We start from the raw sequence: 14,690 nt of genomic DNA, 5'->3' as shown, positions 1-14,690 counted from the left end.
GGCGCTCATGCGCGAGTGGCGGAATTGGTATACGCGCTGGATTTAGGTTCCAGTGTCTTAGGACGTGGGGGTTCGAGTCCCCCCTCGCGCACGGTGGCGGGCGGGCGCAGACTCTAGCCCGCGCCCCGGCCGGTTTCTTGCTGCAACTCCTCGATCAGTCGCGACGCCTCGGCTTTGGTGAGGTTGTCGGGTAGGTCTCGACCGGCCTCTTGGGCCAGCGTGCGCACGTAGCTGCGTTGCGGACCGGTCATCGGCTCTTCGCCGGTCACCCACTGGTCGGGGTCCTTCTCGGGGTTCTCCTGCGGGGCTTGCCGCACATCGTTGGTCATGCCAGGCCGGATAGCCATCGCACGTACGTTCGAAACATTCGATCGCGACAGCGTCGGAAGAATCGGTAGCGTCATGCTATGGCGTCGGTTAGCCCGCCCCGCCTTTGACCGGTTCTCAGCCGAAGGAGACCAGATGTCCATCGCACAACAGGAGCGCGCTGCCCTAGTGGAGACCATCCTTGCCGCCGGGCCAGAGGCGCCCACCTTGTGTGAAGGGTGGACGACGCGTGACTTGGCAGCCCACTTGGTCATCCGGGAATACCGCCTCGACGCCGCGCCCGGCATCCTCATTCCGTTCTTCGCCGACCACACCGAGAAGGTGCAGAACCAAGTGGCGCAACAGACGGAATGGGAGGAACTGGTCGGCAAAATCGCATCCGGTCCACCGTCCTACTCGCCGTTCAAATTGCTCGACTCGGTGGCCAACGTCGCCGAGATGTTCATCCACCACGAAGACGTACGCCGTGCCGGGGCGGGTTGGGAGCCGCGCGAACTCGACCCGAATTTGACCGCACGACTGCGTCGGACGGTGCCGCTCATGGGTCGACTGACGTTGGCGAAGGTTCCCGGCCGCGTCGCCCTGCGCACGACGGAGGGCAAGACGCTGCTCACCGCCGGCCGCGGCCCAGCGGTCACCGTGACCGGCGCGCCCGAGGAATTGCTCCTTTTCGCCGTCGGGCGGGACTCCCGAGTGGACCTCGAGGGGGACGAGGCGGCAATCAGAGCTGTGCGTGAGGCACGTAAAGGCCTGTAACTCGGTCAGGCGGCGGAAGTTGACCTATGGTAAGGCAACCCTTAGTTTGTGGTGGGTAACTTACTAGTCCTAGGTGTGCTGCCAGACCGCCGCTGTCACGACGCGTCCAGGCGGCCGACGGTCGAGATGGTGCCGGGCCGCGCGATCGGAGAAGTCGTGGCGGGGTACACCGCCGCGGGAGAGGATCGTTGATGGCACGCGGTTTTCAGGGGGCGATGCTGCGCGGCTTCGGTGCGCGCGACCATACCGCGACGGTGCTCGAAACCGTAATGATTGCGCCACATTTCGTGCGGATCCGCATGCAGTCGCCGACGCTGTTCGAGGATGCTGAAGCCGAACCTGCCGCGTGGCTGCGGTTCTGGTTCCCCGATCCCGACGGGTCCAAGACGGAATTCCAGCGCGCCTACACCATTTCAGAGGCAGACGCGGCGGCCGGCCGCTTCGCGGTCGACGTCGTGCTGCACGATCCGGCCGGGCCGGCCTCGACATGGGCCCGCACGGTGCAACCGGGCGCCACCATCGCCGTCATGTCGCTGATGGGGTCATCCCGATTCGACGCACCCGAGGACCAGCCGGCCGGCTACCTGTTGGTCGGCGACTCCGCGTCGATTCCGGGGATGAACGGGATCATCGGGACGGTTCCGGACGACGTGCCCATCGAGATGTATCTCGAACAACACGACTACCACGACACCTTGATTCCCATCGCGGAACATCCTCGGTTGCAGGTGCATTGGGTTCGCCGTCGGGATGAGAAGTCGCTGGCCGAGGCTATCGAGACGCGGGACTGGTCGAACTGGTATGCCTGGGCGACGCCAGAGGCCACCACTCTCAAGCAGGTGCGCAAGCGGCTGCGTGAGGCGTTCGGATTCCCCAAGTCCGAGGTGCACGCGCAGGCGTATTGGAGCGCCGGACGGGAGATGGGCACTCGCCGCGGTGATGAGCCGCAAGTAGCCGGAACCGTCGCAGCGACCGCCCCTAGTGGCGATCCCGAAGCCGTTGCGCCCCAACCGGAATCGGTGACGGCCGCGCTCAGCGACGTGGCTGCCCCAGCTCCCCGGGGCAGGTGGCGCGCTCAGGCCGCCGGCCAGTTGCTGGCGCCGCTTCGTTCAGCCCTGATCGTCTCCGGCGTCTTGCAGGCCATCGTCACACTGGTGCAGCTGGCGCCGTTCGTGCTGCTCGTCGAATTGGCTCGGTTGCTCATCTCGGGTGCCGACGAGTCCCAACTCTGGGACGTGGGCGTCGCGGCCATCTCGCTACCGGGATTGGGCACCCTGCTCGGAGCCGCGCTCACCCTCTGGTTACACGTGGTCGACGCCAGATTCGCACGCGGTCTGCGATCAAGGTTGTTGGGCAAGCTATCCCGGTTGCCACTCGGCTGGTTCACCGCCCGAGGCTCGGGGTCTATCAAGGCGCTGGTGCAAGACGACACGCTGTCACTGCACTATCTGGTCACCCATGCCGTGCCGGACGCCGTCAATGCGGTCGTGGCGCCGGTGGCGGTGCTGGTCTACTTGTTCATCGTCGATTGGCGGGTGGCACTCGTACTGTTCGGGCCGGTACTGGTGTACCTGGTGACATCGTCGGCGCTCATGATTCAGTCCGGCCCCCGTATCGCTCAGTCCCAGAAATGGGCCGAAAAGATGAACAACGAAGCCGGTGCGTATCTCGAAGGCCAGCCGGTGATCCGGGTTTTCGGCGGTGCCGCCGCGTCGAGCTTCCGGCGACGCCTCGACGAGTACATCGGGTTCCTCGTCGCCTGGCAACGCCCGCTGGCCGGCAAGAAGACCATGATGGATCTGGCCACCCGGCCGTCGACATTTCTGTGGCTCATCGCCGCCACCGGAACTCTGCTCGTCGTGACCCATCGCATGGATCCGGTCAACCTCCTGCCATTCCTGTTGCTGGGTACCACCTTTGGCACCAGGTTGCTCGGCATCGCCTACGGCGTCGGTGGTATTCGCGGGGGGACGCTGGCCGCCCGCCGCCTCCAAGTTGCCCTCACGGAGCCAGAACTCGAGGTGCAGCAGCAAGGACAAGTCACCGCATCGGACTCGTCGGGGACGGTGGTGTTCGACCGGGTCACCTTCGGTTACCGTCCCGACGTCCCGGTGATCCATGACGTGTCACTGCAGTTGCGGCCGGGCACGGTCACCGCGCTGGTCGGCCCGTCCGGGTCGGGAAAGTCCACGCTTGCCGCGCTGCTGGCCCGATTCCATGACGTCGACCAAGGCGCCATCCGCATTGACGGACAAGACATTCGTTCTTTGACCGCCGATGAGCTGTACCGCAGCGTCGGTTTCGTCCTGCAAGAAACCCAGCTGGTGCAGGGCACCGTCGCCGAGAACATCGCCTTGGCGGTTCCCGACGCCACCACGGAACAGATCCAGGCCGCGGCCCGGGAGGCGCAGATTCACGAACGGATACTGCGCATGCCGCGGGGATACGACACCGTCCTGGGCGCCAACGCCGCGCTATCCGGTGGGGAGCGCCAACGGCTCACCATCGCCCGCGCCATCCTTGCCGACACGCCGGTCCTGATCCTCGATGAGGCGACCGCCTATGCCGACCCGGAATCGGAATACCTGGTACAGCAAGCCCTGAACCGGCTAACCCGGGACCGCACCGTGCTGGTGATCGCGCATCGGCTGCACACCGTGACCGAGGCCAGCCAGATCGTCGTGCTCGACCACGGCCGGATCGTCGAACGGGGCACCCACGACGAGTTGCTCGCCGCCGAAGGACGCTACCGCCGGCTCTGGCAAATGGGGCAGCAGACCGGCGAGCGCCAGGCGGTGGCCGCGAGCGCGGGTCAGGACGCTGCACGATGATCCGCACCTGGATAAGCCTGGTGCCGGTCGATCGCCGGACCAAGGTCATCAGCTTTGCCGCACTGGCCTTCGGGTCCGTGGTAGTGCGAGCGGTGGCCACCGTGTTGCTCGTTCCGCTGATCGGGGCGTTGTTCAGCGACACTCCGCAACGCGCGTTGGCGTGGCTGGGCTGGCTCACCGTCGCGACGGTAATCGGCTGGATCATTGACACCACTACCGCGCGAATAGGATTCGACCTGGGATTCGCCGTCCTCGACCACACTCAGCACGACGTCGCCGACCGGCTTCCTGACGTCCGCCTGGACTGGTTCAGCGCCGACAACACCGCAACGGCGCGGCAGGCGATTGCCGCTACCGGGCCCGAACTCGTCGGTCTGGTGGTCAACCTGCTCACGCCGCTGATCACGGCGGTTGCGCTGCCGGCCGTCATCGCGCTGGCGTTGTTGCCCATCTCGTGGCAGTTGGGTGCCGCCGCGCTGGCGGGCGTGCCGTTGTTACTGGGCGCGTTGTGGGCCTCGGTGCGACTGTCGCGACGTGCTGACGCGGCGGCGGCCGACGCCAACTCCGCCCTCACCGAACGGATTATCGAGTTCGCCCGGACCCAGCAGGCGTTGCGCGCCGCACGCCGCGTCGAGCCGGCGCGCAGCATGGTCGGCAATGCTCTGGCCGCCCAGCACGGAGCGACGTTGCGGCTACTGGGGATGCAGATTCCCGGACAGTTGTTGTTCAGCATTGCCAGCCAGCTGGCTCTCATTGGGCTCGCCGGAGCCACCGCCGCCCTGACCGTGGGCGGCACCCTTACTGTGCCGCAGGCCATCGCGTTGATCGTTGTGATGGCCCGCTACCTGGAGCCATTCACTACCGTCAGTGAATTGGCGCCGGCGTTGGAAAGCACTCGTGCGACGCTCGACCGGATTCACTCGGTGCTGACCGCACCCGCAATGAGCGCCGGGTCCACCGCACTCCACGACGGGGGGACTGCCCCGAGCATCGAATTCGACGACGTCACTTTCAGTTACGCCGGCAATACCCCGGTCCTCGACGGCGTCAGCTTCACTCTGCGGCCGGGCAGTGCGACCGCCATCGTCGGGCCTTCGGGGTCCGGCAAGAGCACCATCCTGGCGTTGATCGCTGGACTGCACCAGCCGACGAGTGGTCGGGTACTCATCGACGGGATCGATGTAGCCACGCTGGATGCAAACGCACGACGAGAGGCCACCAGCGTCGTGTTCCAGCACCCCTACCTCTTCCACGGAACGATCAAGGACAACGTCTTTGCCGGTGACCCCCGGGCGGACGAGGAACGCTTCGCGCGCGCCATCCGATTAGCACGAGTCGACGAGCTCACCGCCCGGCTCCCCGACGGAGCGGACACGGTTGTGGGCGAAGCCGGGTCAGCGCTGTCCGGGGGTGAACGGCAGCGGGTCAGCATTGCACGAGCCCTGCTCAAAGGTGCTCCGATACTGCTGGTGGACGAGGCGACAAGTGCCTTGGACAACGAGAACGAGGTCGCCGTGGTGGACGCGCTCACCGCCGACCCGCAGGCACACACCCGGGTGATCGTCGCGCACCGGTTGGCGAGCATCCGGCATGCCGACCGGGTTCTCTTCGTCGACAACGGCCGAGTGGTCGAAGACGGCTCCATCGATGAATTGCTCAGCGCCGGTGGCCGTTTCAGTGAGTTTTGGCGCCAGCAGCACGAGGCCGCCGAGTGGCGCATCCTCGCCGAATAGCTGCCCTCGGCCGAAGCCCGTGCCGTATCGCTTACAGTCGGTGAGTTGGCCGTACTAGCTGCTGGTGGAGGCGCGCCGTGACTGCCCTGGTTTCGATTCCCCGGTACCCCCGCGATGTGACGCCGGAATGGCTGGCGCGCGTCCTGAGCGGCCAGGGCAAGCCGGTAGAGGTAGCCCAGGTCGAGGTCGTCGCCATCGGCACCGGACAAACCGGGGCCACCTATCGGGTGTCCGTCACGTACGACACCGCCCCGGGCGAACTGCCGGACACCTTCGTCATCAAGCTGCCCGCGCAGGATGACACGGTGCGTGACCGGGTCGCCATCGGTTACCGCAGTGAATGCGCGTTCTACACCTCCGTGGCCGACCGGGTTCGGGTTCCAGCACCGCAGTGCTTCTACTGTGAAATTGGCGACGATGCAATGGATTTCGCCCTGCTGCTCGCTGATCAAGCACCCGCGGTACAGGGAGATCAGCTGGCTGGCTGCGGTGGGCAGCAGGCGCGGTTGGCGGTCGTTGCCCTGGCGGGCTTACACGGACCGAGCTGGTGTGACCCGTCGTGGCTCAGCCTTCCCGGTATCGCATTTCCGCTACCGGACGCGGCTTCGGCCACGGGCCTGGGTGAAGTGGCCAAGATGAGCTGTGACATCACGCTGGAAAAGCTTGGTGGCCGGATGAGCGCTGAAGACCACCAAACATTCGGTGATGCAATGGGTTTGATTGCGCCGTGGCTGCGCGTCGAGCCCGATCGGTTCTCCTTGTTGCACGGCGACTACCGGCTGGACAATCTGCTGTTCGATCCCGACGGCACGCGGGTCGCTGTGGTCGACTGGCAGACGCTGGGAATAGGCCTGCCGGCAAGGGATTTGGCCTACTTCACCGCAACCAGCCTGGACTCCGCACTGCGCGCCGCCATCGAAGAAGATCTGGTGGCCGACTATCACCGGGCATTGTGCGAGCACGGGGTGACCGGCTACGACATCGAGACCTGTTGGCGCGATTACCGATTGGGTATGCCGCAGGCGCTGTTGATCTCCGCGCTGGGATTCGCCTTCGCAGCTTCCACCGAGCGGGGCGACGACATGGTGCTGACCATGCTGCGCCGAGGATGCCAGGCGATTCGTGAGCTTGGGACGCTGGAGTTGCTCGGCTGATCCCGCTCAGTCGTGACGGGCTGCCTCCTGAGCAAGCTGCAGGCGCGAGGTGAGCCCGAGCTTGCTGAAGACGTGCGTCAGGTGGGTTTGTACCGTGCGCGGGGAGACGAACAGCCGGACGGCGATGTCTTTGTTGCCTAGACCCTCGCGCACCAGTCGAACGACGTCGAGCTCGGTTGGGGTCAACGAATCCCAGCCGCGAGTAGGACGTTTGCGTTCACCGCGACCGCGTTGGGCGTAGGCGATCGCATCGCTGGTGGACAACTCCGAGCCGGCAATGAAAGCCCCGTCAAAATTGGCCTTTCCTAGCGCAGTACGGACGAGATCTACCGATGCGGCGTGCTGGGTGTCGTAAATCTTGAAGCGCACGATATTGGTTCGCTGCCGCATTGCGTGTGCTGCGCCGAATAGACGCGCCGCTTCCAAGTGGCTGTCGGCTTCGCCGGCCAATACGGCGAGGCATTCCAGCAAGTCGGGGACGAACAGGTGCGCACCCATTTCTGCGGCACCTGCCAGCGCGTCGTGGGCGTCTTGTTCGGCGCGTCCAAGTTGGTCCTGGGCCATTGCCACCCGCGCGCGGACACTCAAGGCGTGCACGGTGAACCAGCCGTGTCCGGCGGCGACATCGTGGTCGGCGAGGCGTCGCGCTGTCACCAGATCGCCGATGATGAGAGCGACTTGGGCACCAGGCTTGTTGGCCGTCGTCGCCAGCCGGGACAGCAAATCGTCCCACCGCTCCCGTGCTGATTCGTTGGCTTCGGCCGCTGCGTCGACATCACCCCCCGCCAGGGCAGCGAACGCCAGCGCGGAAAGCACCACGCCCTCCATGTACCGACCGAGCTCGGCTGCTCCGTCAAGCGCCTCGAGCCCGACGGCGCGAGCCTCGTCCGCTCGTCCGGTATTCGCCAGCGCATGGCATAGCGACGAGCGGGTGCTCACTTGCCAGATCAAGTCGTGCTCGGCGTCCGCCTGGACCATCAGGCGTCGCTGCAGCTTCTCTGTTCCGGTCACATCACCGCGCGCCATTTGGGCCGCGCCCAAACAGTATTGGCAACCCAGGGAGTAATTCCGGTCTCCGATCGCCTCAGCGAGGTCGCGTCCTTCCGTGCCTGCGCGCAGCGCCGTGTCCAGATCTCCGGTACCGATCACCGCATTCAGGGCCTGACTGTAGAGGACCTGGCCCAATCTCCTTCTGTCGCCGATGGCTCGAGCCAATTCCTCCGCTTCCGCCAAGTAGGGCAGCGCGAGGTCTGCGGTCCAGGCAGCCAACCGGCCGCAAGTGGTCAAGGCGCGCGCCAACAGTGCCGGATCGTCGAGCTCCCGGGCAATCGCGAGGGCACGCTCTGCTCGTGCGAGATTTTCAGCGTCGCGCATGTTGTCCAGATATGCCTTGTCCGCCAGGGCTCGAGCCACGGCCGCGGGCGCGGCTTGACCCCCTTCAGCCTCTGCCAAGGCAATCCGGAGCCAGTCGGATCCTTCTTTGACAAGCCCTCGGGTAAGCCACAGCGGTTGCAGGGACGTGGCGAGTTGCAGAGCGTTGTCGGTGTCAACGATCTCCCGGCTCCAGGCGAATGCGGCCCGCAGATTGTCCAACTCTCTTTCCGCCCGGTCGAGCAGCAATACGAGATCGGATGTGGTGGGCGCATCCGCCGCCGCGGCGAGTGCGGTGTAGTAGTCACAATGCCACTGGCGGACAACGGCAGCTTCGGCGGAGGCACCGAGTTTTTCTTGCGCGTACTGGCGCATCGTCTCCAGCAATCGGTATCGCGTTGCGCCGCCGGTTGTTTCGGCGGTCACCAGTGACTTGTCGACGAGCAGCGCCAGCACATCGAATACTTGAGCGCGGGCAAGGCCGTCACCACAGACCACCTCCTGGCATGCCTGCAGGTCAAATCCACCTTGGAAAACGGCCAGTCTGCGAAATACCACCCGCTCCGGCTCGGTCAGTAAGGCGTGAGACCAGTCGACCGAGGCCTGCAACGTCTGCTGGCGACGCACCGCCATACGAGATCCGCCGGTGAGCAGCCGGAATCTGTCCTGCAGCCCGGCGAGAATCTCTTCTGGTGACAAGGCCCGCACCCGCGCGGCTGCCAATTCGATGGCCAGCGGCACGCCGTCGAGGCGGCGACAAATCTCGGCCACCGTAGCCGTGGAATCCTGGCTGAGGCACCATCCCGGCCGGGCCTGGCTGGCGCGGTCGCCAAACATTCGCACTGCATCATCGGCCAGGGACAACGACGGCACGCGCCACGTCACTTCACCTGCGACCCCGATCGGCTCGCGACTGGTGGTCATCAGGGTCAACCGCGAGCACGAACTCAACAGCGATGCGGTCAATGCGGCACTCGCGTCCAGCAGATGCTCGCAGTTGTCCAGCACCAGGAGCAACCGTCGACCTCCGATGAACTGCAGCAGTGCAGCAAGCGGCGCACGTCCCTGCTGATCCGGTAGGCCGAGCGCGCGAGCCACCGTGATGGGCACCAGATCGGGGTCGGTGAGCGGGGCCAGATCGACGTACCAGGTACCGTCGTCGTAGCTTTCCGCGACAGTCGCCGCAACCTGCACGGCCAACCGCGTCTTGCCGACGCCCCCGGCGCCGGTCAGGGTGACCAACCGGTTGTCCTGCAGAAGGCTTCGGACTTCCGCCAATTCGTCGTGGCGGCCCACGAAACTGGTCAGCTGTGCGGGAAGGTGGTGCGCGGCAACAGTTTCCCGTACTCGCAGTGGCGGGAAGTCATTACAGAGATCCCGATGGCACAGTTGGACGACACGTTCGGGTCGAGGCAGGTCGCGAAGGCGGTGTGTGCCTAACTCGGTCAGCCACACATCGTCCGGAAGGGTGTCGGCGATGAGGTCGCTGGTGGTGCCCGAAAGCACCGTCTGGCCACCGTGCGCGAGTTCCCGCAGTCGGGCGGTTCGGTTGATCGCCGGACCGACGTAGTTGTTGTCGTCGCGCAACTGCACTTCACCGGTGTGTAGTCCAATCCGTAGCCGCAACGGCGCCAGCGGCGCACGCTGCAGGCTCAGGGCACAGGCTGCGGCATTGGAGGCTCGGTCGAAGGCGATGACGAAGCTGTCACCTTCCCCTTGCTCCACCGGCCGGATGCCGCAGTGGGCGCTCACCAGGTCGGCCAGTGTCCGATCCAAATTTGCGATGGCCGTGGTCATCGCATCGGGTTGGGACTGCCACAACTGCGTGGAACCTTCCACGTCAGCCAGGAGCAACGTGACGGTGCCACTCGGCAAAGCCTCGTTCATGCCCGCATCGCTCCAGTCCAGTCGCGGCATACCCGCTCGAGGATCGAGTTCTTTCATGTTAGCCAGGATGCAAAGCCCGGCGCCGCGAAACATCCGCCATCATGCGTACATCGGTCTCGGCTGGTAGCAATGTCGGGCCGCCGACTGTCAGAGTGAGCGCTGCGCGGCCTTGACCAGATTCGAACCGATTATCAGCTGCTGGATCTCGCTGGTGCCCTCGTACAGGCGCAGCAGTCGAACGTCGCGGTAGATCCGTTCGACCGGAACGCCCCGCATGTAGCCGCTACCACCATGGACCTGCACCGCGAGATCGGCTACTTTGCCGGCCATTTCGGTACAGAACAGCTTTGCCGCCGAGGGTGCGATCCGCCGGTCCTCGTTGGTGACCCACAGTCGTGCGGCCTCCCGGACCAGGGCGCGGCCGGCCATGACCTGGGTCTGCTGGTCGGCGAGCATCGCCTGCACCAATTGGAAGCTGCCGATCGGTACCCCGCCCTGCGTCGCGGTTGCCGCATAGGCGACGGATTCATCGAGCGCGCGCTGGGCGGCGCCCACCGCAACCGCGGCGATATGGATTCGCCCGCGGGCCAGGGAAGTCAAAGCCGCCCGATACCCGATATCTTCACTGCCGCCGATCAGCGCGGTGTTGTCCACGCGTACGTCGGTGAAGTTCACGTCGGCCGTCCAGGCACCTTCCTGTCCCATCTTGGCGTCTTTGGCGCTCACGTCCACGCCGGCAGCGTCAGCGGGCACCAAGAACACGGCGATACCCGAGCCCCGGTCGTCTGCGGGCCGGGTGCGCGCGAAGACGACGAACAGGTCGGCGACGGGAGCGTTGGTGATGAAGCGCTTCTGACCCGAGATGACCCAATCGTCGCCGGTGCGAACGGCTTTGGTGCGGAGTCCGGCGGGGTTGGAGCCGGCGCCGGGTTCGGTGAGGGCGAAGGAGGCGACCACGTCGCCTGACGCCATGGCTTCCAGCCAGCGGGCTTTCTGCTCGTCGGTGCCGAAGCCGACAAGCACCTGCCCGGCGATGCCGTTGTTGGTGCCGAACATCGACCGCACCGCCAGGGAGGTGTAACCCAACTCCATGGCCAGCTCGACGTCCTGCACCAGATTCAGGCCCAGTCCACCCCACTGCTGCGGGATTGCGTATCCGAACAACCCCATCTTCTTGGCGTGGTCACGCAAGTCATCGGGCACCCGGTCCTCGGCGAGAATCTCCTGCTCACGCGGGACCACGGTGGTGCGCACGAAGTGCCGGGTCTGGGCCAGGATCTCTTGGAAATCCTCGTCGGGGACCTCGGTTACCTCAGCGGTAGTCATCAAAGAGTGCTCCTCCACAAATCTCCCGGTGCTGGGCCGCGCCTGCGCCAGGATCCTATATGAAATACGATATTCGGCGGCCCGCCCGGCTGGGCCCATGACAGTGAGGGGTGCGTGATACAGGTGTCGTTGCTGAACGGTCAAACCGCGGTGATCACCGGCGGTGCACAAGGGCTGGGGCTGGCCATCGCCGAAAGATTCGTCGCCGAAGGCGCTCGGGTGGTGCTGGGCGACCTCAATCTCGAGGCGACGCAGGCCGCGGCCAAGCAGCTCGGCGGTGACGAGGTCGCCCTGGCGGTGCGCTGTAATGTGACTCAAGCCGACGAGGTGCAGACACTCATCCAGACCGCCGTCGACCGGTTCGGCGATCTGGACATCATGGTCAACAACGCCGGAATCACCCGCGATGCGACCATGCGCAAAATGACCGAGGAACAGTTCGACCAAGTCGTCGACGTGCATCTGAAGGGAACCTGGAACGGCACCCGGCTGGCCGCGGCGATCATGCGGGAAAACAAGCGCGGCGCGATCGTCAACATGTCATCGGTCTCGGGCAAGGTCGGCATGATCGGTCAGACCAACTACTCGGCGGCCAAGGCCGGAATCGTCGGCATGACCAAAGCCGCCGCCAAAGAGCTTGCTTACCTGGGGATTCGGGTCAACGCCATCGCTCCTGGGCTGATTCGTTCGGCGATGACCGAAGCCATGCCGCAACGCATCTGGGATGCCAAAGTCGCCGAGATCCCGATGGGCCGTGCCGGTGAGCCCAGTGAAGTGGCCAGCGTCGCACTGTTTCTCGCGTCCGACCTGTCGTCCTATATGACCGGGACTGTCATGGACGTCACCGGCGGCCGGCACATCTAGGCCGGCTGATCCATGCGCGAGGCGGTCATCTGCGAGCCGGTGCGGACACCAATCGGCCGCTACGGTGGAATGTTCAAGTCCTGCAGCGCCGTCGACCTCGCCGTCGCCGCGCTGAAGGGGCTCCTGGAAAGAACCGGACTGCCCGCCGAGGCAGTGCACGACGTCATCCTCGGGCACTGCTATCCCAGCAGCGAGGCGCCGGCGATCGGGCGGGTGGTGGCGTTGGATGCCGGCCTGCCGGTCACCGTGCCCGGCATGCAGGTCGACCGTCGCTGCGGGTCGGGTCTGCAGGCGGTGATTCAGGCGTGCATGCAGGTCAGCGCCGGCCACCACGACGTCGTCATCGCCGGAGGCTGCGAAAGCATGAGCAACGTCGCTTTCTATTCCACCGATATGCGCTGGGGCGCCGCACGTTCGGGCGTACGCGTGCACGACGGACTGGCGCGCGGACGCACGACCGCCGGTGGGCGCCACCACCCCGTGCCCGGCGGCATGCTCGAAACAGCGGAGAACCTGCGCCGCGAGTACCGGATCTCACGCCGGGAACAAGACGAACTGGCGGTGCGATCCCACCAACGGGCGGTGGCCGCGCAAAAAGACGGCATCCTGGCTGAAGAGATCATCCCCGTAGCGGTAACCACGCGGAACGGGGAAGACGTCGTCGACACCGACGAACATCCGCGCGGCGACACCACGCTGGAATCGCTGGGAAAGCTCAAACCGGTTCTACTCAACGATGATCCAGAGGCTACCGTCACCGCCGGCAACGCCAGTGGCCAAAACGACGCCGCCGCAATGTGTATCGTTACCACGCCGGAAACGGCCGCCGCGTACGGGTTGACACCATTGGTGCGGCTGGTGTCCTGGGCACTGGCGGGCGTAGCACCCAAGATCATGGGCATCGGACCGGTGCCCGCGACCGAAGTCGCACTCGCCAAAGCCGGTCTCGCCTTGAGCGACATGGATCTGATCGAGCTGAATGAGGCGTTCGCCGCCCAAGCCCTCGCGGTGATGCGGGAGTGGGGATTCGGCGCCGCCGACCACGACCGGACCAACGTTCACGGCTCCGGTATCTCCTTGGGCCATCCTGTCGGAGCGACCGGCGGACGCATGCTGGCCAGCTTGGCGCGAGAGCTCAATCGCCGCCAGGCCCGGTACGGGCTGGAGACGATGTGCATCGGCGGCGGGCAGGGGCTAGCCGCGGTCTTCGAGCGGGTCACCCCGGCGTGAGCGAGCCCATGCTGCCGCTGGACGGCGTCACCGTTGTCGAGGTATCCAGCTTCGTCGCCGCACCGCTGTGCGGCATGACCTTGAGCCAGCTTGGCGCACAGGTCATCCGGGTCGACCCAATCGGTGGTGCCTCCGACGTCCAGCGATGGCCGCTGGCAGCGAGTGGAACCTCGATCTACTGGACCGGGCTGAACAAGGGAAAGCGTTCGGCCACCATCGACCTGCGCTCGTCGGAAGGTCAGGATCTGGTGCAGCGGCTGATCACCGAAGGTGACGGCATCGTCGTCACCAACACCGCGCTGCCCTGGCTCGACCACGCCCTGTTGAGCGCCAAGCGTTCTGACGTGATTCACGTGCAGTTACTCGGACGTTCGGACGGCTCCACCGGGGTCGACTACACCGTCAATGCGGCCACCGGTTTCCCGCTCGTGACGGGCCCGGTCCAGCACGCCGGACCGGTGAACCACGTGTTGCCGGCCTGGGACGTGTGTTGCGGTCTGTACGCCGCGCTGGCGGTGGTCGCCGCGATCCGGCGCCGAGACCACTCGGGTGCCGGAGCGCGCATCAGCCTGGCGTTGGAAGATGTCGCGTTGGCAACCGCGGGAAACCTTGGCCTGTTGACCGAGCCACAGGTGAACGGAACGCAACGTCAGCGCTTGGGCAACGCCATCTATGGCCAGTACGGCCAGGATTTCACCAGTCGCGACGCGGTCAGGTTCATGGTGGTCACCCTGACCGGACGGCACTTCCGCGATCTGGTGGAAGTGACCGGCACTGGCTCGGCGGTGGCCGCCTTGGCCCAGGCGCTGGAAGTAGATTTCGCCGCCGAGGGTGACCGGTACCGCTACCGCGACGTGCTCTCCGGCTTGTTCGCAACGTGGTTCACCGATCACGACGCCGACGAGATCACAGCTGCGCTGTCGAATACCACCGTCCTGTTCGAGCGATACCGTACTTTCGCGCAGGTGGCTCAGGACCCGAAAGTTACTGACAGCAAACTATTTTCGGTGCTGAACCAACCCGGCGTCGGTGACTATCTGGCTGCCGGGCTGCCCGCCGCGTTCGACGGTGAGCACCCGCGCAGCGCCCCAGCTCCTGCCCTGGGGCAGGACACCGCCGATATCCTCAACCAGTACTTGGGGCTCACGGCGTCGGACATCGCTCGGTTGACGAGCGCGAACACGATCGCCTGATGAGCTGAAAAAGGGGAC

10 protein-coding genes and 1 tRNA gene are annotated in these 14,690 nt (G+C 65.5%); 8 read left to right on the top strand and 3 right to left on the bottom strand.

Going from position 1 to position 14,690, the window contains the following annotated elements; translation table 11 throughout:
- Nucleotides 1–9 precede the first annotated feature (9 nt).
- Nucleotides 10–91: transfer RNA gene (locus I2456_RS19155), tRNA-Leu, on the top strand.
- Nucleotides 92–113: 22 nt separating this feature from the next.
- Here I2456_RS19155 and I2456_RS19150 read toward each other — a convergent pair.
- Nucleotides 114–329, bottom strand: coding sequence for a DUF3072 domain-containing protein (locus I2456_RS19150; RefSeq protein WP_068032800.1), 216 nt, complete (start codon nt 327–329; stop codon nt 114–116).
- 133 nt (nt 330–462) lie between these two features.
- Here I2456_RS19150 and I2456_RS19145 point away from each other — a divergent pair, with 133 nt between their 5' ends.
- The 4 genes from I2456_RS19145 to I2456_RS19130 all read left to right on the top strand — a co-directional run bounded on the left by I2456_RS19145 (nt 463) and on the right by I2456_RS19130 (nt 6,801).
- On the top strand, nt 463–1,083 hold the full coding sequence (locus I2456_RS19145; protein ID WP_085074834.1) for a TIGR03085 family metal-binding protein: 621 nt from the start codon (nt 463–465) through the stop codon (nt 1,081–1,083).
- A 191-nt stretch (nt 1,084–1,274) separates the two neighbouring features.
- Nucleotides 1,275–3,914 carry an ABC transporter ATP-binding protein/permease gene (locus I2456_RS19140; RefSeq protein ID WP_085074833.1) on the top strand — a complete coding sequence of 880 codons (2,640 nt, stop codon included), beginning with the start codon at nt 1,275–1,277 and terminating at the stop codon, nt 3,912–3,914.
- Nucleotides 3,911–5,647: an ABC transporter ATP-binding protein gene (locus I2456_RS19135; RefSeq protein ID WP_085074832.1), complete on the top strand. Its 1,737-nt coding sequence runs from the start codon at nt 3,911–3,913 to the stop codon at nt 5,645–5,647. Before I2456_RS19140 ends, I2456_RS19135 begins: the two co-directional genes overlap by 4 nt.
- A gap of 86 nt (nt 5,648–5,733) precedes the next feature.
- Nucleotides 5,734–6,801 (top strand): phosphotransferase family protein, encoded by a 1,068-nt coding sequence (locus I2456_RS19130; RefSeq protein ID WP_085074888.1) that lies wholly within the window; start codon nt 5,734–5,736, stop codon nt 6,799–6,801.
- Nucleotides 6,802–6,807: 6 nt separating this feature from the next.
- Here I2456_RS19130 and I2456_RS19125 read toward each other — a convergent pair whose 3' ends face one another.
- Both I2456_RS19125 and I2456_RS19120 read right to left on the bottom strand, forming a co-directional pair.
- Nucleotides 6,808–10,116, bottom strand: a complete 3,309-nt coding sequence (locus tag I2456_RS19125) for a helix-turn-helix transcriptional regulator (RefSeq protein WP_241007761.1) — start codon at nt 10,114–10,116, stop codon at nt 6,808–6,810.
- A gap of 90 nt (nt 10,117–10,206) precedes the next feature.
- On the bottom strand, nt 10,207–11,385 hold the full coding sequence (locus tag I2456_RS19120; protein ID WP_085074831.1) for an acyl-CoA dehydrogenase family protein: 1,179 nt from the start codon (nt 11,383–11,385) through the stop codon (nt 10,207–10,209).
- 114 nt (nt 11,386–11,499) lie between these two features.
- On the opposite strand from I2456_RS19120, the gene fabG reads away from it, so the two are divergent.
- The 3 genes from fabG to I2456_RS19105 are packed head-to-tail and all read left to right on the top strand — an operon-like array spanning nt 11,500 to nt 14,672.
- On the top strand, nt 11,500–12,249 hold the full coding sequence (gene fabG / locus I2456_RS19115) for a 3-oxoacyl-ACP reductase FabG (protein ID WP_085074830.1): 750 nt from the start codon (nt 11,500–11,502) through the stop codon (nt 12,247–12,249).
- Between the two features lie 12 nt (nt 12,250–12,261).
- Nucleotides 12,262–13,479 (top strand): acetyl-CoA C-acetyltransferase, encoded by a 1,218-nt coding sequence (locus I2456_RS19110; RefSeq protein WP_085074829.1) that lies wholly within the window; start codon nt 12,262–12,264, stop codon nt 13,477–13,479.
- Nucleotides 13,476–14,672 carry a CoA transferase gene (locus I2456_RS19105; protein WP_085074828.1) on the top strand — a complete coding sequence of 399 codons (1,197 nt, stop codon included), beginning with the start codon at nt 13,476–13,478 and terminating at the stop codon, nt 14,670–14,672. The genes I2456_RS19110 and I2456_RS19105 overlap by 4 nt, the downstream gene beginning before the upstream one ends.
- Nucleotides 14,673–14,690: the final 18 nt, after the last annotated feature.

It is taken from the genome of Mycobacterium kubicae (assembly GCF_015689175.1).
Classification (GTDB): Bacteria; Actinomycetota; Actinomycetes; order Mycobacteriales; family Mycobacteriaceae; genus Mycobacterium; species Mycobacterium kubicae.
This window is presented reverse-complemented; position numbering and strand designations above follow the sequence as displayed.

Bases quoted from the DNA above. Each gene is read 5' to 3' on its own strand.
- I2456_RS19135 (WP_085074832.1), top strand. From the start codon at position 3,911: ATGATCCGCACCTGGATAAGCCTGGTGCCGGTCGATCGCCGGACCAAG.
- I2456_RS19140 (WP_085074833.1), top strand. From the start codon at position 1,275: ATGGCACGCGGTTTTCAGGGGGCGATGCTGCGCGGCTTCGGTGCGCGC.
- I2456_RS19150 (WP_068032800.1), bottom strand. From the start codon at position 329: ATGACCAACGATGTGCGGCAAGCCCCGCAGGAGAACCCCGAGAAGGAC.
- I2456_RS19120 (WP_085074831.1), bottom strand. From the start codon at position 11,385: ATGACTACCGCTGAGGTAACCGAGGTCCCCGACGAGGATTTCCAAGAG.
- I2456_RS19110 (WP_085074829.1), top strand. From the start codon at position 12,262: ATGCGCGAGGCGGTCATCTGCGAGCCGGTGCGGACACCAATCGGCCGC.
- I2456_RS19125 (WP_241007761.1), bottom strand. From the start codon at position 10,116: ATGAAAGAACTCGATCCTCGAGCGGGTATGCCGCGACTGGACTGGAGC.
- I2456_RS19145 (WP_085074834.1), top strand. From the start codon at position 463: ATGTCCATCGCACAACAGGAGCGCGCTGCCCTAGTGGAGACCATCCTT.